At 63.1% G+C, this 19220-nt stretch carries 16 protein-coding genes and 1 other RNA gene; 12 read left to right on the top strand and 5 right to left on the bottom strand.

The annotated features are described in order from the left end of the window. The first annotated feature begins 867 nt into the window (after window positions 1-867). Window positions 868-1554 carry a sugar transferase gene (locus EP237_RS06480; RefSeq protein ID WP_127559292.1) on the top strand — a complete coding sequence of 229 codons (687 nt, stop codon included), beginning with the start codon at window positions 868-870 and terminating at the stop codon, window positions 1552-1554. Here EP237_RS06480 and EP237_RS06475 read toward each other — a convergent pair. Beyond that, window positions 1508-2713, bottom strand: coding sequence for a glycosyltransferase family 4 protein (locus EP237_RS06475; protein WP_127559290.1), 1206 nt, complete (start codon window positions 2711-2713; stop codon window positions 1508-1510). The genes EP237_RS06480 and EP237_RS06475 overlap by 47 nt on opposite strands. A gap of 141 nt (window positions 2714-2854) precedes the next feature. On the opposite strand from EP237_RS06475, the gene EP237_RS06470 reads away from it, so the two are divergent. From EP237_RS06470 to EP237_RS06460, 3 genes are read left to right on the top strand one after another with little or no spacing between them, the layout of a single operon-like run. After that, on the top strand, window positions 2855-4237 hold the full coding sequence (locus EP237_RS06470; RefSeq protein ID WP_127559288.1) for a hypothetical protein: 1383 nt from the start codon (window positions 2855-2857) through the stop codon (window positions 4235-4237). Between the two features lie 8 nt (window positions 4238-4245). Next, entirely contained in the window at window positions 4246-5565 is a 1320-nt protein-coding gene (locus tag EP237_RS06465; RefSeq protein WP_127559286.1) for a glycosyltransferase family 4 protein, read from the top strand. Then, on the top strand, window positions 5552-8329 hold the full coding sequence (locus tag EP237_RS06460) for a calcium-binding protein (RefSeq protein WP_240661540.1): 2778 nt from the start codon (window positions 5552-5554) through the stop codon (window positions 8327-8329). The genes EP237_RS06465 and EP237_RS06460 overlap by 14 nt, the downstream gene beginning before the upstream one ends. A 12-nt stretch (window positions 8330-8341) precedes the next feature. Here EP237_RS06460 and epsE read toward each other — a convergent pair whose 3' ends face one another. Then, window positions 8342-9541, bottom strand: a complete 1200-nt coding sequence (gene epsE / locus EP237_RS06455) for an exopolysaccharide biosynthesis GT4 family glycosyltransferase EpsE (protein ID WP_127559284.1) — start codon at window positions 9539-9541, stop codon at window positions 8342-8344. A gap of 77 nt (window positions 9542-9618) precedes the next feature. Here epsE and EP237_RS06450 point away from each other — a divergent pair, with 77 nt between their 5' ends. Together EP237_RS06450 and EP237_RS06445 are read left to right on the top strand one after the other, a co-directional pair. Further along, complete coding sequence (locus EP237_RS06450) at window positions 9619-10440, top strand: glycosyltransferase (RefSeq protein ID WP_127559282.1); 822 nt, start codon at window positions 9619-9621, stop codon at window positions 10438-10440. Next, window positions 10437-11807, top strand: a complete 1371-nt coding sequence (locus EP237_RS06445) for an oligosaccharide flippase family protein (protein ID WP_127559280.1) — start codon at window positions 10437-10439, stop codon at window positions 11805-11807. Before EP237_RS06450 ends, EP237_RS06445 begins: the two co-directional genes overlap by 4 nt. A gap of 218 nt (window positions 11808-12025) precedes the next feature. Here EP237_RS06445 and ssrA read toward each other — a convergent pair. After that, window positions 12026-12378, bottom strand: a transfer-messenger RNA (tmRNA) gene (gene ssrA, locus EP237_RS06440). Between the two features lie 87 nt (window positions 12379-12465). Here ssrA and EP237_RS06435 point away from each other — a divergent pair. Then, on the top strand, window positions 12466-13116 hold the full coding sequence (locus tag EP237_RS06435) for an LCCL domain-containing protein (RefSeq protein ID WP_127559278.1): 651 nt from the start codon (window positions 12466-12468) through the stop codon (window positions 13114-13116). Here EP237_RS06435 and EP237_RS06430 read toward each other — a convergent pair. Beyond that, on the bottom strand, window positions 13113-13850 hold the full coding sequence (locus EP237_RS06430) for a FadR/GntR family transcriptional regulator (RefSeq protein ID WP_127559276.1): 738 nt from the start codon (window positions 13848-13850) through the stop codon (window positions 13113-13115). The genes EP237_RS06435 and EP237_RS06430 overlap by 4 nt on opposite strands. A 109-nt stretch (window positions 13851-13959) precedes the next feature. On the opposite strand from EP237_RS06430, the gene EP237_RS06425 reads away from it, so the two are divergent. Both EP237_RS06425 and EP237_RS06420 read left to right on the top strand, forming a co-directional pair. Then, a complete protein-coding gene (locus tag EP237_RS06425; protein WP_127559274.1) occupies window positions 13960-14697 on the top strand; it encodes a DUF2182 domain-containing protein in 738 nt (245 codons plus the stop codon). Window positions 14698-14713: 16 nt separating this feature from the next. After that, the gene (locus tag EP237_RS06420; RefSeq protein ID WP_127559272.1) at window positions 14714-15349 is read left to right on the top strand and encodes a DUF1326 domain-containing protein; all 636 of its coding nucleotides are present in this window, start codon (window positions 14714-14716) and stop codon (window positions 15347-15349) included. A gap of 283 nt (window positions 15350-15632) precedes the next feature. Here EP237_RS06420 and EP237_RS06415 read toward each other — a convergent pair whose 3' ends face one another. Continuing rightward, window positions 15633-16100, bottom strand: coding sequence for a hypothetical protein (locus EP237_RS06415; protein ID WP_164744638.1), 468 nt, complete (start codon window positions 16098-16100; stop codon window positions 15633-15635). 74 nt (window positions 16101-16174) lie between these two features. Here EP237_RS06415 and EP237_RS06410 point away from each other — a divergent pair, with 74 nt between their 5' ends. The 3 genes from EP237_RS06410 (at window position 16175) to EP237_RS06400 (ending at window position 19056) form a co-directional block, all read left to right on the top strand. After that, a complete protein-coding gene (locus EP237_RS06410; RefSeq protein ID WP_127559268.1) occupies window positions 16175-17278 on the top strand; it encodes a dimethylsulfoniopropionate demethylase in 1104 nt (367 codons plus the stop codon). Between the two features lie 52 nt (window positions 17279-17330). Next, window positions 17331-18323, top strand: a complete 993-nt coding sequence (gene acuI, locus EP237_RS06405; RefSeq protein WP_127559266.1) for an acryloyl-CoA reductase — start codon at window positions 17331-17333, stop codon at window positions 18321-18323. A 277-nt stretch (window positions 18324-18600) separates the two neighbouring features. Beyond that, entirely contained in the window at window positions 18601-19056 is a 456-nt protein-coding gene (locus EP237_RS06400; RefSeq protein ID WP_127559264.1) for a GNAT family N-acetyltransferase, read from the top strand. The last annotated feature ends 164 nt before the right edge of the window (window positions 19057-19220 follow it).

Here is a 19220-nt window from a genome sequence, read left to right as displayed (position 1 = left end):
CGCCCGTATCAAGGACAAGGCGGGAATCGTGGCGGGAATGAGGCGCGGCGTCAGCGGCATGCGACCTGACTGAAAGACAGGATTTTTGACGGAAAACCCGGAAAAAAGCCGGGCTTTCCAGTGCGCAAGCTTTCGATCCGCGAATCAGATTGTGGCGAAATCTGGCGCAATCAGGGACAAAGAGGCGCGGATCGAGCCATTGTTTCGCCACATTGTGCAACCTTAAGAAGAGTTGCGTTAACCATGAAAACTATTTGTCGTGCTTTCAGCGTCTTGATGCCGGAAACAAGCCATGGTTCTGCCACGGATTGACGCTTTCGAGCGGAAGATCCCCGGCGCTTGAAACGTGCGTGCCTCTGTTTCCGGTTCGAAAGACAAACCTGACCAAATGGACAGGGCAATCCGCAAAATGCAACCTATAGGTGTTCCATCTCTCAATCACTGTTTCCAGGGCTGAGACAATGATGGCGCTGCGACATTGGTTTCTCTGGCGCACTTGTTGATATTGAACGGTTTTTTCTCTGGGCCGTTGCCACAATTACGCCTAATTTCGCGACACAAGCATAGGTTGAAATGGGCAAAATGAAATTGACGAAATTATGCCACAAATGCCATTTTACGGCTGTGCGAAAGCGCTGGTCGGCCATGACTTGACGTTGCTGCCTCACCGGACTGCCACCCGGTTTGCAGCATCAAAAGGTGGGGATGGACTGACCGCGACCCGGGGGGGCCCGGTTACTCATCTGCGCCTTTCCGCACCCAAAACCTGAATGACTTTCTAAACCGCGCCAGAAGTCGCTGGCGGGGCAGGGAAGCGCTGTCTGTCGCGACCGGAAACGGTCGCCCCCCTTTAGGAGGGTGTTGTCGATGTATGAGCGTTTCGGCCTTTACAGCCAAAATGAGGCACCGCATGCGGTGGTGCCGATCCGGTTTATTCAAACCCGGTCAGTCTATCGACAGCACGCCAAGCGCATTCTGGACATCGCCATCGTTCTGCTCGCGGCCGTGCCTGCGGCCCTGATCGTTCTGGTCTCGGCCCTGGTTCTTATCCTGCGTGAAGGCGGCTCTCCGTTTTACCGTCAGGAACGCATCGGCATGAATGGCCGTGTTTTCGGCATGTGGAAACTGCGGACCATGGTCAAGGACGCGGATCAGGTGCTGGAAGGCTATCTGTCGGAAAACCCCGAGGCCCGCGCCGAGTGGGACCGCCACCAGAAACTGAAGAACGACCCTCGGATCACCCGGTTCGGCCAGTTCCTGCGCCGCACGTCGCTGGATGAACTGCCGCAACTGTGGAACGTGCTGACCGGTGACATGTCGATCGTTGGCCCGCGTCCGATGATGTGCAACCAGCGCGCGATGTATCCGGGTACGGAATACTATGTCATGCGCCCCGGCATCACCGGCTACTGGCAAACCTCCAGCCGCAACGAAAGCAGCTTTCACGAGCGTGCGGGCTATGATCAGGCCTATTATCGCACACTGTCGCTGCGGACCGATCTGGCGATCATTGGCCGGACATTCGGGGTGGTGCTGCGCGGGACCGGGCACTGACCGCATCCCGCAGCAGACCCGCCACGGTGCGGCCCCAGCTATCCCAGTTCAGCCTGTCCTCGTAGACCTGCCTTGCGCTGATGCGCAGGGCAGCATGACGCTCGGGGGTGTCCATGTAGCCCTGGATGACCTGCGCGAATTCCTCGGGCCCGGCACCGGGCGGCAGGGCATCGCCGTTTATGCCATTCCAGACAGGAATGCCCCCGACATCGAGGCAGAGCGAAGGCAGGCCATAGGCCGAGGCCTCGCAGAAGGCGAAGCCATAGGATTCCATCGACGGCATCAACAGGAAATGGGCGCGGCGAAAGCAATCATGAAAGATCCGAAGATCCTCCGGTTTGGATTTGTCCAGGTAGGGATGAACGGTCAGCCCGTCCCGGCCGATTTCGGGCGGTGGCGTGCAGCCGATCACGGTCAGCCGGGCATCGACGCCCCGGTCGCGCAAGGCTGCGACAGTTGCCGCTGTCGTCCAGCCTCCCTTCGCGGTCCAGTCGCGCCCGACCAGAAGGATATCGACCGGCCCGCCTTGCATAAGGGCAGCAGTGCTTGCCGTGCCGGGATCGGGCACATTGGCCCCCCAGGACACGGTCAGCGAACGGTCGGGTGGCAGACCATAGCGCGCATTCACGGCACCTGTCAGCCAGTCCGACGGCCAAAGCGCGAGGTCCAGACCGCGAAACGTGCGCCGTTCGGCGGCTTCGATCAGAGGGTCCATCACGCGCGCCGGGGAAAACCACGACCCGAAGCTCTGCCCCACAACGGATTGCTTGTACGTGGTTGGCGTCGCGTCGGAGCTGTAGGCCGTGACCATCGGGTAGGGCAGCCGCAGACGGTGCAGCGAGTGGAAGGAATAGGCCCCGAACAGCACGTCGAAGCGATCTGCCGCCAGAACCTTGCGCACCCGCCGAGAAATGAGACGGGACAGCATCAGGTGCAGCCGCCACCGGGCGCGGATGCTGAAGGCCTCGGGGGCGGCCAGAACGGCGCGGCGCAGGGGGTCTGCCAAACCCCAGTCCTGCGGCAATATGGTGACCTCGCCGGCATGGGTTTCAAGGGCCGCAAGCATGCGTGCATTGCCGCCCGAATAGAGCGTCGGATCACGGGGATCGAAATCGCACAGATAGGCGATCTTCAGCTGTCTGTCGCTGCCCAGGCTCATTCCAATGCCCTTTGCCCTCAATCTGCCAGCGGGGCATATTTCTGCCCCAAGTTCCGGGTATACCCCGTGTTGAACCCCCATCTAGAGGGGAATCCGGGCATTAACATGACGATGAGCTACAAAGGTTAACAGAATACAGGCATGCCGAACGCGCTCGCATCTCTTGCGCTGGTGCTCTACCCAGTGGTCGTGGTCTGGCTGTTCGTCAGGCTGCCCAGAGGGCGTGCGCTGCTGGCCTCGCTGATCCTGGGCTATCTGTTCCTGCCCCCCGAACCGGCAGGGTTTGACTTTCCGCTGATGCCGCCCCTGACCAAGCAGACGATTCCGGGTCTGGCGGCGCTGTTTACCTGTCTGTTCATGTTCCGGGGCGAGCTGCGCTTCCTGCCGGAAAACAATACCGCCCGGGTGCTGGTGTTGCTGTTCATCTTCAGCCCCTTCGGCACCGTTCTGACCAATATGGACCCGGTCTATTTCGACAGTTTTACCTTGCCGCCCCTGCGCATTCGGGAGGCTGTGGCCCAGTGCATCAACCAGGCGCTGCTGATCTCGCCCCTGCTGTTGGCACGCGATTTCCTGCGCAGCGATGATGACATTCGCGATCTGCTATGGGCGATGCTGCTGGCGGGGCTGGTCTATTCGCTGCCGATGCTGCTGGAGGTGCGGCTGAGCCCGCAGCTCAATATCTGGATCTACGGCTATTTCCAGCATTCCTTCGAACAGATGATCCGGGGCGATGGCTTCCGTCCCATCGTGTTCCTCTATCATGGGCTTTGGGCGGCCTTCCTTGCACTGACGGCGCTCTTGTCGGCCATCACAATCGCGCGCAGCGACCACAGCCGCCGGGCGCTTCTATGGTGGGCAGCGGCGGCCTATATGGGCCTCGTGCTGATCCTGTGCAAATCCATGGCCTCGATCCTCTATGCTGCGGCCTTCGCCCCGGTGCTGCTGTTCCTTGGCAGCCGGATGCAGTTCCGCGTGGCCATGTTGCTGGCCTGTCTGGTGCTGGCATATCCCGCCCTCAAGAGCTTTCATCTCATCCCCGAAGAAGACATGCTGGAACTGGCCGAAAGCGTCGACGAAGACCGTGCCAATTCCCTGCGCTTCCGGCTGGACAATGAAAACATCCTGATCGACAGGGCCATGGAGAGACCCGTCTTCGGCTGGGGCACATGGGGCCGCAACCAGATCTACGACGGCGCGACAGGCGAAATCCTGACCACCACCGATGGCCGCTGGATCATCACCATCGGGGTCTATGGATGGGCCGGGTTCCTTGCCGAATTCGGGTTGCTGACCCTGCCGATCTTCCTCGTCTGGTGGCGCGTGGCTGCGGTCGGCCGCGAGGTTCCGCCATGGGTGGGCGGCGCTGTGCTGATCCTGGCGATCAACGTGATCGACATGATCCCCAATGCGACGCTGACCCCGATGAGCTTTCTCTTTGCCGGGGCCTTGCTGGGGTATTCCGAACAGATCCAGACCGCCCGGCGGCGCAAGGTCCTGACGCCCTTGCGAACGGTATTGTAGGTGCGCCCATGACCCAGCATCACCCCCGCATCCTGATCATTGCCGAGGCCGCCAATCCCGAATGGGTCAGCGTGCCGCTGATTGGCTGGTCGCTGTCGCGTGCCTTGGCGGGCGTGGCCGATGTGCATCTGGTCACGCAGGTCAGAAACCGCGAGGCAATTCTTCGGGCCGGTCTGGTGGAGGGCCGGGACTTCACCGCCATCGATTCCGAGGCTTTCGCGCGCCCGCTCTGGGCCATCGGTGAGAAGCTGAGGGGCGGCGGCGGAAAGGGCTGGACGACGCTCCAACTGATCAACGCGCTGTCCTATCCGCATTTCGAACGGCTTGTGTGGCGTCAGTTCGGGGCGGATATACGGGCAGGGCGCTATGATATCGTCCACCGGATTACGCCGCTCTCGCCGACCATCTCCAGCCCGCTGGCTGCAAAATGCGCCCGCGCGGGCGTGCCCTTCGTACTTGGCCCCTTGAATGGCGGCGTGCCATGGCCGCGCGAGTTCGACGCCGAGCGGCGGCAGGAAAAGGAATGGCTGAGCTATATCCGTGGTGCCTACAAGGCGCTGCCGGGGCGCAGGCGGGCGCTGAAACACGCGGCGGCGATCATCGCAGGCTCGCGCCATACCGAAGGCGAGATCCCCGCGGCGATGCGGGAAAAGACCTTCTACATCCCCGAAAACGCCATCGACCCCGCGCGCTTTGCCAAGCGGGCAGCCCCCAGCAAAGACGGGCCGCTTCGCGCCTGCTTCGTCGGGCGGATGGTGCCCTACAAGGGCCCCGATATGCTGTTGGAGGCCGCAAGCCCGCTGTTGCGCGATGGACGGATGCAGCTCGATCTGATTGGCGATGGCCCGATGCTGCCGGGGCTCCGGGCTCAGGCAGAGGCGCTTGGAGTGTCGGACGCGGTGACCTTCCATGGCTGGATGGAACACGGCGCGGTTCAGGACGTTCTGGCGGGCTCCGACCTCATGGCCTTCCCGTCGATCCGCGAATTCGGCGGTGGTGTCGTGCTGGAGGCGATGGCCCTTGGCGTGCCGTCGCTGATCGTGGACTATGCGGGACCGGCGGAATTGCTGATAACGGGCACCGGCTGGAAGGTGCCCTTGGGGGATCGCGCAACGATTGTCGCGGGCTTCCGGGCGGAACTGGAGCGGCTGGAACAGGATCGCCCCGCCTTGGCCAACGCTGGTCGCGCAGGGTTGGGTCGGGTTGCGTCCCGGTTCACATGGGATCGAAAAGCTGACCAGATTTCAGAGGTTTACAAATGGATATTGGGGGAACGGAATGACCGGCCGGAACCGATGGCGGACAGGCAGAACCATGCGGCTGAGTAGACTGATTTCTGCAATGGCGCTAGTCCTGCTGGCGGCGCTGCCCGCGCGTGCGCAACAGCAGGATATCCGCGCCTTCATCTACGGCAATTCGCTGATCAACCATGTCTCGGACAGTGACGAGACGACAATGCCGCATTGGCTGTCCATTCTGGCGCAGGCGGGCGGGCACGGGTTTGCCGCTGACGGGGCCTTTGGCGCGCCGTTGCACTTTGCGGATCAACTGCCGCCGGAACCCAACTGGTCCTTCCAGAACGTGCCCTCGATCTGGGATTCCGAGCGCTTTGCGTTTCGTCGAGCGAATTTCAACACGATCATCCTCAACAATGCCAATTTCATTCAGGCCAACCCGCCGGATGCCGCCTATGAATGGGACAATCCGCAAGGCTACAGCCCGTTATCCGCCACGCTGCGGGTCTTCGATTGGACCGAGTTTCAGGCCCGGGGCGCGCGGTTCTTCATCTACGAGGGCTGGTCGGATCTGGCCCTGATCTCCAACCGCTTCCCGCCACGCCCGCGCGCCTTGCGGCGGTATCATGCGTATAATCGGGGTGAGTATCACGACTGGTATGTCGACTATGTCGATATGATCCGCGAGGCGCGCCCGGAACTGGATGTGACGCTGATCCCCGTCGCGTCGATCCTTGCGGAGATGTTCAGTGAGGGACCTTTGGCCGATCTGGAGGCGACGGATCTCTATCTCGATGACGCGCCGCATGGCACACCGACCTTGTATTTCCTCGCAGCTCTCGTGACTTACACGGCGATCTTCAACGAAGAACCGCCAGCGATGACGGGGCTTCCCGACAGCATCCATGCAGATGTGCGCGAGGGTTATGCCGATATCGCGGGCTTCATCTGGGCGCGGGTGCAAGGCAGCGCGATGGACGATCACGCCAGCCTGACACCGGAAACCGGCCTGACGGATCCGGCTCTGGCCATGGGGCTGACGGGGCTGTCGGACTGGTCCACGCAGATGCCGTTTATCAATCTCATGCATTCGGCGCGGCCCTGGGTCGGGCATCTGGAGGGGCAATGGGGCGGGATCGACGCAAGCGAACTGGAGCTGTCGAACCATCTGACACCCGAAGGCTGGCCGCTCGGCCTGCCCGAAGGCGTCGTGGCGCTGGAAAGCTTCATTCTGACCGATCTGCCGTCAGAGGCCATCAGCGCCGCCGGGCGTTACCGCGTGACCTGGACCGGGCGCGGCACCTTCCGGCTTGGCGGGCGGGTGGAAAATGTGGAGATGGGCGATCACGAGGCCTGGTTCGACTTTACCCCCGGCGAAGGCCCCGTCGCCCTACGCATCGAAGCGACCGATGCCGCCGACCCGATCCGCGATATCGTCGTACTGCGCGAGGATCACATTCCGCTCCATGAGCTCGGGGAGCTGTTCAATCCCGACTGGATCACCCGCATCCACGACTTGCGCAGCATCCGGTTCATGGACTGGATGGACACCAATGCCTCGCCACAGGTGATCTGGACCGACCGTCCGCGCCTGTCGGACTATACCTGGGTGCGCCGGGGCGTGCCGGTCGAAGTGATGGTGCGGCTGGCCAACCAGATCGGCGCCGACCCGTGGTTCACGCTGCCTCATATGGCCGATGATCGCTATGTGCGCGCCTTCGCATCCTATGTGGAAGAGCGGCTCGCCCCCGATCTGCGCGTCTATGCGGAATGGTCGAACGAGGTCTGGAATTTCCTGTTTTCGCAGGCCCATTGGGCCGCCGACATGGCCGCTGCCCGGTGGAACGGGGCCGAGGGCGATGCCTGGATGCAGTTTGCCGGGCTGCGCGCGGCTGAGGTGGCCGATATCTGGGCCGAGGTGTTCGAAGGGCAGGAGGATCGCCTGATCCGTGTGATCGCCACGCAGACCTCCTGGCCCGGACTGGAGGTGCCGCTGCTGGAGGCACCGCTGGCACAGGCAGAAGGCCGCGCCGCGCCCCATGAAAGCTTCGACGCCTACGCGGTTGCCGGATATTTCGGGACCGAACTTGGCAGCGATGAGCGTGTCGAAGAGGTTCTCGGCTGGATCGGGCGCGAAGATGGCTTCGATCTGGCGGCACATGCGTTGCGGCGTGGCAGCCTTGGGGAACTGGTCGACACATGGCTACCCTATCATGCCGAGGTGGCCGCCGATCACGGTCTGTCCATGGTGATGTATGAGGGCGGAACCCATGTTGTGGGGTTAGGTGAAAATGTCTGGAACGAGGATCTGACCGGTTTCCTGATCGACTTCAATTACTCGCCGCAAATGGCTGAACTCTATGCGGAACTTCTGAATGGTTGGCGCCAGTCCGGGGGCACGCTGTTCAACGCTTTTGTCGATGTCAGTGCTGCCAGCCAATGGGGAAGCTGGGGCGCGCTGCGCCATCTGGATGACAGCTCTTCCCGGTGGGCCACGCTGATGGCCTATAACGCCACCGCGGGCGGATGGGAGAGCCGTAGCGACACGGCCTTCGCCCATGGCACCTATCGGTGGGGCAGCGCCGGGGGCGACGACCTGATGGGCACGCAAGAACGCGATGTGTTCGTCGCGGGCGACGGCAATGACAGGCTGGTGCTCGGCCCCGGTGACCGCGCCCATGGCGGTGGCGGCCACGATCTGGCGGTCCTGCCCGGTGTCGCCGCCGACTACGCGCTGATCGAAGAGGAGGGCCGCGTCATCCTGAACGGTCCCGATGGCCCGGTCTGGCTGGTCGATGTCGAAGTGGCGGAGTTCACCGATGAACCGGGCGTGTTCTACGCCGTGGAGGGCAGCTGAGCCGTGACCAGCCTAGCCCCAGACCCCCTCGATCAGCATTTCGGCGCCGCGTCCGGAATGGAAGCCTTCCACGATCCGTGCGCGCCCGGCCACGGAAAGCTGCGCGCAGCGGTCCGGGTCATCGGCGAGCGCGGCGATTGCACCGGCCAGCGCCTCTGGCGATTTGGGTGGCACCAGCACCGCGTCGACCCCGTCCCGGATCAGTTCCGGCACGCCGCCCGCATCGGTGCCGATGGTGGGTGTGCCACAGCTCATCGCCTCCATCAGCGCCACGCCAAGCGGTTCATGCCAGCTGGCCAGAACGAAAAGATGCGCCGCGCGGATTTCGTCGCGCACCCGGCCGGCATCGACCGCGCCAAGCAGGCGCACGTGATCGGCAAGCCCAAGCTCTGCAATCCGCGCCTCCAGCACCTTGCGATAGCCCGAGCCGCCATCATCGTCCTGCCCGGCGATATGCAGCTGCACGTCGCGCCCCTGATCGCGCAGCAGCCGCACCGCCGCCATCAGATCCTGATGCCCCTTCACGATATTGAGCCGTCCGCAGCTGAACAGTCGCAAGGGTTCGTCTTCTGTGACGGGCCGGTAGGCGCCGGATGGGGCCAGAACGTCGGTATCGACGCCCATGGGTTGGATGAAGAGCCGCGCAGGCAGGTCCTCGGGCATGTGAGCCAGCATTTCGGCCTTCAGCTTCTCGGTTATGATCGAGGCGAAATCCGCGTTTCGCCATTTGAAGCGCTGGCCGGGGCCGTAGTCGCTGAGCGGCCCATGCAGCGACAGCGAATAGCGCGGCCCGCCCATGCGGCGCGCAATCGCGGCGATCAATGCCGCGCGCCCGCAGGAATGCACATGGACATGGGCAATGCCACGCGCCCGGCAATGGCGGATCAGGCGCTGTGCGGCAGGGATCGACACGGCAACATCCTTGAGCATCGCCTTGCCTTCGGCGCGGGCCTCCGTCAGCAGCTCGCGATACGGCAAGCGGGGCAGGGCAGAGAGCCCCGCCAGCACATCCGCCTTGCCCAGATAGGTCGTGCGCGCCATGGCCTGTTCGGACCAGTCATGCGCAACCAGACCGGCAGGTGGCAGGCGGGTGGACATGAGATCCACGATGACGCCACGCTTTTCCAGCTCCAGGATCTCGCGCCAGAAGAAGATATGCGTCTGACCCGGAAATTGCGGAACCAGATAGCCGATTTTTCGCGTCTCGGTCATGACCTGTCTTGCCTGTCTCTGCCCGTGCCCAACCTGCGGAAAAACGGCTTGAAGGTCAAAGGCAAAAGGGGGCGGTCATGATCTCGGTCATCATCCCGGCCCATAACGAGGCATCCCTGATCGGTGACTGCCTGAAAGCGCTTTTGGCGTCCGACCCGTTGGCGGTGCCGGTGGACGTGATCGTTGTGGCCAATGGCTGCACCGATGAAACCGTCAGCATTGCAGAAGGCTTTGCAGATCAGGCCCGCACAAAAGGATGGGGGTTCAGGGTGCTGGACCTGCCGGGGCTCGGCAAGCCGGGCGCGCTGAACGCCGGGGATGCGGCGGCGGCCTATCCGGCGCGGGCCTATCTGGATGCGGATGTGACGGTCAGTCCCGGTCTGATGGCCGCGCTTTGGCGGGCGCTGGACCGGGCTGAACCGGCCTATGCCTCTGGCAGCGTTCGGATCACCGGTCAGGGGGCGACTGCGCGGCGCTATGCGCGCTTCTGGTCGCGCGTTCCCTTCATGCGCAGCGGGGTGCCCGGTTGCGGGCTCTTTGCCGTGAACGGACCGGGGCGGGCGAGGTGGGGGGTGTTTCCGCCGATCATCTCGGATGACACTTATGTGCGGCTGCTCTTCGCGCCCGAAGAACGGCATCTTGCGGATGCGTCCTATGATTGGCCGATTGCCGAGGGTTTCCGGGCTTTGATCAAGGTCCGCAAGCGGCAGGATGTGGGGGTGGAAGAAATCGCGCGGCTCTATCCCGATTGCCTCGCCAATGACGACAAGCAGACGCTCGGCGCGCAGGGCAAGATGGTGCTTGCACTTCGCGATCCGTTAGGGTTCCTGACCTATGCAGGTGTTGCGCTGGCGGTGAGGTTGTCTCCCGCCCCAAGGGACTGGAGCCGGGGCAGATGATCGGGGCGATCCGGAGTTTCTATCAGGGACAGGGGCTGATGCAGCGCGCCATGCGCAGCGCCGGGCTGAACCTCTTTGGCTTTGGCTTTTCCCAGTTTCTCAGGCTGGCGTCCAACCTCATCCTGACGCGGCTGCTGTTCCCCGAGGCGTTCGGGGTCATGGCCATGGTGTCGGTCTTCCTGATGGGGCTGGCGATGTTTTCCGATGTCGGTGTCGGCCCTGCGATCATGCAGTCGAAACGCGGGGATGACCGGGATTTCCTGAACACCGCCTGGACGATCCAGATCATCCGGGGCGTGAGCCTGTGGCTGGTGGCCTGCGCGCTGACCTGGCCTATGGCGATCTATTTCGGGGAACCCGACCTGATCTACTACCTGCCCGTGGCCGCGCTGACACAGCTGGTTCTGGGCTTCACCCCGACCCGGCACGAGACCGCGAACCGGCATCTGCGGGCCGGGCGCGTGACGGTGCTGGACATGGGGACGCAGGTGATCGGCGTGCTGGTGGCGATCGGACTGGCCTGGGCGATGCAGTCGGTCTGGGCACTGGTCATATCGGGGGTGATCTCGGCCCTCGCGCAGGTGCTGCTCTATGACCTGTTCCTGCCCGGCGAGCGCAATCGCCTGAGATGGGAAAGCGCCGCCGCGCAGGAGTTGATCCATTTCGGCAAATGGGTGTTTCTGAGCACCATTGCGGGCTTTGCAATCGGTCAGGCCGACAAGGTGGTGATCGGCGGCTGGCTCAGCACCCATGATTTCGGGATCTATAATATCGGCTTCTTCTGGGCCTCCTTCCCGTTCCTCATGGGCTCGGTCGTGGTGCGCAAGGTGATGATCCCGATCTACCGCGAAAGCCCGCCGGGCGAGAGCCGCGAGAACTTCCTGCGCCTGCGCAAGATGCGGATGCTGGCCACGGCGGGCATGATCGGGATGGTCATGGTGCCCGCCTTCCTGGGGCAATGGCTGATCGGGTTCCTCTACGACCCGCGCTATATCGCGGCGGGCGGCATGGTGGTGCTGATTTCGGTCGTGCAGATCCCGGCCATCATTGGCGTAACCTATGACCAGGCGGCCCTGGCGGCGGGAGATTCGAAGCGGTTCTTCGTGCTGGCGGCGACGCGGGCGGTCTTCGTGATCGTCGGCATGGTTGCGGGGATCACGCTTTACGGGCTGCCCGGAGCTCTGGCGGGGCAGGGGCTGGCGATGCTGGCGGCGCATCCGGTGGTGGGCTGGCTCGCATCGCGCAGCCGCGCCTGGGATCCGCTGCATGATGCGATCTACTATGCGGTAGGGTTTGGGCTGGGTGCCTTGGCCCTGTGGTGGAACTGGCCGCTGATCGAGACCTTGGCCGCAATGCAACCGGGCTGAGGCCTGGCCGGGGAAGCGGTTTCGAAACCGCTTGTGACGGGCTTTCGAAAGCCCGTTTTGGCGCTCCGATCACACCGGGTGGTGTCGCGGTCATGGATTGGCTCGAGGCCGCATCGTCTTGTGCGCTCCGCCTTCATCAGGCGCTGCAACGCGGTTTCGAAACCGCGTCCCACGGGCTTTCGAAAGCCCGTTCTGCCTGTCGTCTTCATAGAGGTGAAAGTGCAGGCTTCTGTTGCCAGGTGCCTGCGAACCCCGCCTTACGCTGCTAGGCGCAAGGACTTAGTTTCGGCGACTTAAGCAGCTTACGCTGCCAGAGCCATTGCCGGAGCACGATTGTCGTTTGCAATTGTACTGTTTTCGCCGATAACGGTGGCAGACAGCCGAGACAAAGCAAAACCCCTTTAGACGTTCGTCGATCCTGTTTCGGCCCCATGATCCCCAAACGAAGGATATTGGTGGAGCCGCCGGGTACCGCCCCCGGGTCCGATCCGCTTATTACGAGCGCGTTTATGTCCATAGTCCCCGAGGGAACATCGCTAAGATAAGGCCTCCGGCCCGGCGGTTCAACGCCATTCATCATCAATTCTCTTGATTGCCTCCCAAAGGTGAAGAAGACTGGATTGCATTACCGAGACGAATTCTTAGGGAGGAACGCCATATGTCATCTATCCATCGGTCCACGGGGCTCGCGGCCCTCGCCACGGCGGGTTTGATCGCCATGGCCAGCGCGGCGTCAGCGCAAACCGCTCCTTGCCCGACAAATGCTTTGGGCATCACCAGCCCGACCGCCTGTTCCTGCGCCTCTGGTGGTGGAACCGGCGCGGTCTGGGGCACCAATGTCTACACCGCCGACAGCAATGTCTGTGTCGCTGCCGCCCATGCGGGCGTGATCGGTGCCGGGGGCGGGCAGATCCTTGTCACACCTGGCAGCGGATATCAGAGCTATCCTGGCTCCACCCAGAACGGCATTACCACCAGCACCTGGGGCTCCTACGACCGCAGCTTCACGGTCTCGCTCGTGTCGATGCAAACGCCCGCCTGCGCGACGATGCCAGCGGGGGCGGATGTCTATGAATGCAGTTGCCCGGCTGGCCCCTATGCTGGCTCTGCCTGGGGGTCTGGCCCCTATACCAATGACAGCAGCATCTGTGTGGCTGCCTTGCATTCCGGCGTCCTGACCGCCGCGGGCGGTACGGTTCGGGTGCTGTCGGCCCCCGGCTTGCAAAGCTATCGCGGGTCGGAATGGAACGGCGCCAGCACCATGGACTATGGCCCGTGGAGCGGGTCGATCCTGTTCGACCGGAACTAACTGGCTTCCCGGCTTGCCCGCTTGGCCATGACCGAGCGGGCAAGCTCGATCGTGTAGTGCTCCAACTGGCTGAGGCCCGCGCTGGCGGCAGCCCCGTCGCGCGCCTCGATCGCGTCTGCAATACGTGTGTGCAGGGCGACGATTTCCTCGCGTGATCGGGCGGTGAAGGTGATCATGTTCATCAGGGGCTGCATGGCCTCGACTGCGCCGGCCAGCTGATAGGACAGCACCGGGTTGTCGGCCCCATCCACCAGCGCCCGATGAAAGGCCACGTCCGAGGCGCAGAAGGCCTCATCCGTCAGGCCCGGCTGCTGCTGGCGAAAGATCTCGGCGCGCATGGTGGCCAGGTGATCGGCGCTGCGGCGGTCTGCCGACAGGGGTGCGCAGGCGCGTTCCAGCGCATAGCGCGCCTCGCAGGCGGTGTCGAAACTGACACTGTTCATCGACAGGAGCAGGGTCGAAGTGGTGATCTGCTGGCCATAGGCATCGGGATAGGAGAGCCGGTTCACGAAGGCCCCGCCGAACGCCCCGCGCTGCGTGCGAATGAGCGACTGCGCCGCCAGACGCTTCAGCGCCTCGCGCACGGTGGAGCGCGACACATCGAATTGCTCGGCCAGTTCGGCCTCTGACGGAAGGCGCTCATCGACGATCAGATCGCCCGCGATGATGGAATCGCGGATGGCCTTGGCGATCTGGGCCGACAGGTCGGCGCTGCTCTTGGGGTCGATCTTCACGTAGCGTCACTTTCGAATTTTTATTTGTCAGACATTTAAAAGTCTGACATTTAAAACGCAAGACCTGAGTCGGGGAGGACCAGCCTTGTTTGCAACACGGATCAGAGCGATGCGGGGGCCGCACTGGCTGGCGCTCTTTGCCCTGATCCTTGCGGCATGGGCGGCGCTTTATGCCATGTCGATCCCGGCGGAGCTGCGCGCGGCAGGCCGGGTCTACGGCACCGGCTTCTGGGCCGATCTGTGCAACCTGACCCCCGATGCCGCCGGGTTCGCGCGTATGGCGTTGATGTGGGCGCTGATGTCGGCGGCGATGATGGCCCCAACGGCGCTGCCTGCCTTTGCCACCTATGAGGATCTGTCCCATAGCGGTGCAGAGACCCGGTTTTCCGCGCTAGTGGGCGGGTATCTGGTCATCTGGCTCGGCTTTTCTTTGCTGGCTGCGGCCACTCAGCTGGTGCTGTTCAGGGCAGAGCTGCTGGACCCGTTCGGCTCCAGCGCCTCGGCCGCGCTCTCTGCCGGTATCCTCGCCATGGCCGGGGCCTATCAGTTCACGCCACTGAAAGATGCCTGCCTGTCCAAATGCCGGGCACCCATGACCTTTTTCATGCAGCATTTCGACGAAGGGCCGTTCCGCAATGGATTGCGCCTCGGGGCGGTCTGCTTGGGCTGCTGTTGGGCGCTGATGATGCTCGCCTTCGTGGGCGGCGTGATGAATGTCGCTTTCATGGGGCTGGCGACCCTGCTGATGGCACTGGAAAAACTGCCCGATATCGGGCGCTGGCTGACGCGGCCTTTGGGCGTTGCGCTGCTGGCGGGCGCGGTCTTCGTCGCGCTGAATGGAATCTGAAAGAGGAGTAAGTCAAATGGCACTCGACGGCGACATCGGCACCGTCCCCTGGGACATCAAGGGCGAGCTGATCCTGAACTGCAACTGCACCGTGTTTTGTCCTTGCGTGATCTCGCTTGGCAAGCACCCGCCGACCGAAGGCCACTGCCAGACCTGGGGCGGTGTGCGGATCGACAGCGGCAGCTATGGCGATATCGACCTGAGCGGCCTCAATATCGGCCTGATGATCGAGATCCCCGGCATGATGGGGCGCGGCAACTGGAAAGTGGCGCTATTCATCGACGATCGCTCGACCGAGGATCAATATGACGCGCTGGTCGCGATCTTCTCGGGCGCGGCCAAGGGCACCACGGGCCTGTTCCAGATCCTCGTGGGCGAGATCCTGGGCCATGAGCGTCAGCCGGTGACCTATGAGACCGAGGGCAAGACCCGTCACATCACGGTTGGCCGCAAGATCCAGGGTGTCGTGACCCCGGTTGCGGGCAATGACCCCGACAGCGATCTGGTTGTGACCAACACCCAGTACTGGATGGGTCCGGATATCACCGTGGCCTCCGCCTCCAAAGGCAAGCTGCGCGCCTATGGCCGGGTCTGGGATTTCGATGGCCGCTCGGCCGAGATCTGCCAGATCGACTGGAAAGGCCCGCGCTAAGTCGTTGACCTGAAAAGAACTGTTTCGGGGGACTTCTGGCAAGTTCCCCCGAAGACCCTGTCCCCACCCATTTTTGCCGGAACCTGCCGCAATGGCTGTGATCGACCCCCGTTCAGGGGCAATTTCCGAAGAGATTGCGACCCTGCCCTGTCATGGCGGGTACGCCGTGCGTCGAGGTCCAACCCCGTCATCTCGGGGAGGTTCAACCGACATCGGGCGCGCTCGGTGTCATCCCGGAAGACGCCCTTCGCGCGATCCTGCAACGGGATTTGGCGGAATGGCGTTACTGCCGCTCTTCCAGAAATCCCAGATAGCGTTCGCGGTCCATGTATCCGAAATCCTCCCATCCCCAGGTGGTGTCTTCGGGGCTGTCGAGGTCGAGAAAGACGACGATCAGACGCCCGGGCTCACCGGAGCTCAGGGACGCAAAGCCGGTCTCGGTTTCGATTGCGAAGGGCACGAATGCCGTGTTCAGGTAGTCGAAACGCGCGGGCAGGATCATTCCGTCCCATGCCATGGCGGCATGCGCGCGGGGGTCATCGAAGATCGTTTCGAACGGATGCTCCTCGAACACCTCGGGGGACATGGACTCGGCGTTGTAGGCATTGAGATGGGGCAGGATCATCGTGGCATCCGCGCGCGTAAATCCGGTCAGGATCGCCGCGGCGACGGCTTCAGGGCTGTGGTCCTGGGCATGGGCCGGCAGCCCCAGGAGAACTGCGCTCAAGGCCAGCGCGAGGAAAGACTTCATAATGTGACCTCTCTTGAAATGAGTGGGTCTAGCCTAACCCGGTTTCGGTCAATGACAAAGGTAAGGAAAACCTGATGGCCCTGATTTCTCTGTCCCGCCGCCTGCGCCGCACGCCCTTTTCCGAGGGCGTCGAGGCCGCTGGCGTCAAAGGTTACACCGTTTATAATCGCATGCTGTTGCCGACGGTCTTCCGGTCGGTGCAAGAGGATTACCACCATCTCAAATCGGCCGTTCAGGTCTGGGACGTGGCCTGTGAACGCCAGGTGGAACTGCGCGGCCCCGATGCCAGCCGCCTGATGCAGATGCTGACCCCGCGCGACCTGCGGGGCATGCTGCCGGGCCAGTGCTACTACGTGCCGATCGTCGATGAAACCGGCGGCATGCTGAACGACCCAGTGGCAGTCAAGCTGGCCGAGGATCGCTGGTGGATCTCCATTGCCGACAGCGACCTGCTGCTCTGGGTCAAGGGCATCGCCTATGGCTACCGGCTGGATGTGCTGGTCGATGAACCCGATGTCTCACCGCTTGCGGTACAGGGGCCCAAGGCGGATGAGCTTATGGCGCGGGTCTTCGGCGACGCGGTGCGCGATCTGCGCTTCTTCCGCTTCGGCCATTTCGATTTCCAGGGGCGTGACCTCGTGATCGCACGATCCGGCTATTCCAAGCAGGGCGGGTTCGAGATCTATGTCGAGGGTTCGGATATCGGCATGCCGCTTTGGAACGCGCTGATGGAGGCGGGCAAGGATCTGGATGTGCATGCGGGCTGTCCCAACCTGATCGAGCGGATCGAGAGCGGGCTGCTGTCCTACGGCAATGACATGACCGACGACAACACGCCCCATGAATGCGGGCTTGGCCGGTTCTGCAACACCGCGACGGCCATTGGCTGCGTCGGGCGTGACGCGCTGTTGCGGGTGTCCAAGGAAGGGCCGGTTCAGCAGATCCGCCCTGTCGAGATCCACGGGGACGCGGTGCCGCCCTGCGACCGGCAGTGGCCCGTGGTGGTCGGCGACAAGCATGTGGGCAACATCAGCTCGGCGGTCTGGTCGCCCGATTTCAACACCAACGTGTCGATCGGCATGATCCGCATGACCCATTGGGACGCCTTTACCGAGGTCGACGTCGTCACCCCCGAGGGTGTGCGCGCGGCAACCGTGTACGAGGCGTTCTGGAACTGATAGTCACGTGGTCGCCCCTCCGGGCGGCCCTTCGTAAAGAAAAGGAATCGAGATGTTCAACGCACTGGTCGTGAGAAAAGACGAAGAGAGCGGCAAGACCTCGGCCGCGGTGGAGCAGATCGGCCTGGATGATCTGCCCGCGGGCAATGTCACCGTGGCCGTGGACTATTCCACCGTGAACTACAAGGACGGGCTGTGTATCGGGCCGGGCGGCGGTCTTGTCCGCAAGTATCCGCATGTTCCGGGGATCGACTTCGCAGGCTCCGTCGAGGCATCGGACGATGCGCGCTACGCGCCCGGCGACAAGGTCGTGCTGACCGGCTGGCGCGTGGGCGAGGCGCATTGGGGCGGCTACACCCAGAAGGCGCGCGTCAATGCCGATTGGCTGGTGCCGCTGCCCGAGGGGCTGACCACGCGTCAGGCGATGGCCGTCGGCACCGCCGGCTTCACCGCGATGCTGGCGGTCATGGCGCTGGAAGATCACGGGCTGACCCCGGACAAGGGCGAAGTTCTGGTCACGGGTGCCGCAGGCGGTGTCGGGTCCGTTGCGACCGCGATCCTGGCCAATCTGGGCTATGACGTGGCCGGTGTGACCGGTCGGCCCGAGCAGGAAGACTACCTCAAGGGTCTTGGCGCCAAGCGCATTGTGGCGCGTGAAGAGATCAACGAAACCGTCAAGCGCCCGCTGGAATCGGAAACCTGGGCTGGCTGCGTCGATGCCGTGGGTGGGCCGATGCTGGCCCGGGTCCTGGGCCAGATGAAATATGGCGGCTCGGTTTCCGCCGTGGGTCTGGCTGGCGGGGCAGGGCTGCCTGCGACTGTCATCCCGTTCCTTCTGCGCGGGGTCAACCTGCTGGGGATCGACAGCGTCATGCAGCCCTATGAGAACCGGCTTCGGGCTTGGGAGCGGATCGCGCGCGATCTGCCGATGGACAAGCTGGATGCCATGGTGCACCCGGCGGTTCTGGCCGATCTGCCCGATCTGGGCCGCGCGATCCTGAAAGGTGGCGTGCGTGGGCGTGTTGTCGTTGACGTTAACGCCTGAGTGACAGGGTTTCGCCGCCATTCGGCGTCGACCCGCGGGGGGATCTTCCCCCCGCACCCCCCTGAGGTATTTGGACCAAGATGAAAGCAGGGGCGGGCTTGACCGCAAGGCCGGGGAGGCGCAGAAAAGGCCTATGACCCAACTTGCTGCCATGACTGCCTATTATCGTGCGTTCTCATAGAACGGGCGGGATGCATGTGCAGATAGGATAGACCGCCACCTGAGGCGGTTTTTTTATGTCATCCCGGCTTCGGTGGCCCAAGCCGGAGTACTGGAAATGGCCCTTCAACCGATCGTCCGACCCGTAACGCCCCAGGATCTGGAGGCGCTGGCCGACATGGTCCGCCACCTGGCGCGGTTTCATGGCGACACCCCGACCGTCACCGCCGCCACGCTGGCCCGCGACTGCCTTGGGCAAGCCCCGTGGCTGCATGTCCTTGTGGCAGAGGTGAACGGAGCCCTTTGCGGATACGCGATGCTGTGCCCCCGTGCGCGGGCGCAGTTCGGGGAAAGGGCCATGGATCTGCATCATCTCTATGTCCAGAAGGATCTGCGCGGGCAAGGGATCGGTCGGGCGCTTGTGCGGGCGGCAGAAGCCGTTGCCGATGCTCTCGGAGCGCGGAGTCTGAGCGTGTCTTCGATGCCGGAAAACGACATGGCAGGTCAGGTCTATCTCGCCATGGGGTTTCGGGAATCCGGTTCCCAGATGCGCCGGTTCCGGCGGGATTTTTGATCAGGAAAGGGCCGGTTGGACGGCGTGAGAACCGGCTCAAATCAACGCTGTCTCACCTCGTGAGACCCTTATTTTGTTGCTTGTGCAATGATCAAAACCGCACCGGACCGGGAAAGGTTGGCCGATCGTTTGCACACGTGTTAGTTGTGAGTAAGAGACATGCG

It is taken from the genome of Nioella ostreopsis, from assembly GCF_004000255.1.
In the GTDB taxonomy this organism is placed as follows: Bacteria; Pseudomonadota; Alphaproteobacteria; order Rhodobacterales; family Rhodobacteraceae; genus Nioella; species Nioella ostreopsis.
The sequence above is the reverse complement of the archived record's forward strand: the minus strand, read 5'-3'. Positions and strand labels throughout refer to the sequence as shown.

What these genes read in the sequence shown, in the direction of transcription:
- epsE (WP_127559284.1), bottom strand. Translation starts at nt 9,541, where the DNA reads ATGACCGAGACGCGAAAAATCGGCTATCTGGTTCCGCAATTTCCGGGT.
- EP237_RS06465 (WP_127559286.1), top strand. Translation starts at nt 4,246, where the DNA reads ATGACCCAGCATCACCCCCGCATCCTGATCATTGCCGAGGCCGCCAAT.
- EP237_RS06475 (WP_127559290.1), bottom strand. Translation starts at nt 2,713, where the DNA reads ATGAGCCTGGGCAGCGACAGACAGCTGAAGATCGCCTATCTGTGCGAT.
- EP237_RS06420 (WP_127559272.1), top strand. Translation starts at nt 14,714, where the DNA reads ATGGCACTCGACGGCGACATCGGCACCGTCCCCTGGGACATCAAGGGC.
- EP237_RS06415 (WP_164744638.1), bottom strand. Translation starts at nt 16,100, where the DNA reads ATGAAGTCTTTCCTCGCGCTGGCCTTGAGCGCAGTTCTCCTGGGGCTG.
- EP237_RS06410 (WP_127559268.1), top strand. Translation starts at nt 16,175, where the DNA reads ATGGCCCTGATTTCTCTGTCCCGCCGCCTGCGCCGCACGCCCTTTTCC.
- EP237_RS06470 (WP_127559288.1), top strand. Translation starts at nt 2,855, where the DNA reads ATGCCGAACGCGCTCGCATCTCTTGCGCTGGTGCTCTACCCAGTGGTC.
- EP237_RS06400 (WP_127559264.1), top strand. Translation starts at nt 18,601, where the DNA reads ATGGCCCTTCAACCGATCGTCCGACCCGTAACGCCCCAGGATCTGGAG.
- EP237_RS06445 (WP_127559280.1), top strand. Translation starts at nt 10,437, where the DNA reads ATGATCGGGGCGATCCGGAGTTTCTATCAGGGACAGGGGCTGATGCAG.
- EP237_RS06480 (WP_127559292.1), top strand. Translation starts at nt 868, where the DNA reads ATGTATGAGCGTTTCGGCCTTTACAGCCAAAATGAGGCACCGCATGCG.
- EP237_RS06425 (WP_127559274.1), top strand. Translation starts at nt 13,960, where the DNA reads ATGCGGGGGCCGCACTGGCTGGCGCTCTTTGCCCTGATCCTTGCGGCA.
- EP237_RS06450 (WP_127559282.1), top strand. Translation starts at nt 9,619, where the DNA reads ATGATCTCGGTCATCATCCCGGCCCATAACGAGGCATCCCTGATCGGT.
- EP237_RS06460 (WP_240661540.1), top strand. Translation starts at nt 5,552, where the DNA reads ATGCGGCTGAGTAGACTGATTTCTGCAATGGCGCTAGTCCTGCTGGCG.
- EP237_RS06435 (WP_127559278.1), top strand. Translation starts at nt 12,466, where the DNA reads ATGTCATCTATCCATCGGTCCACGGGGCTCGCGGCCCTCGCCACGGCG.
- acuI (WP_127559266.1), top strand. Translation starts at nt 17,331, where the DNA reads ATGTTCAACGCACTGGTCGTGAGAAAAGACGAAGAGAGCGGCAAGACC.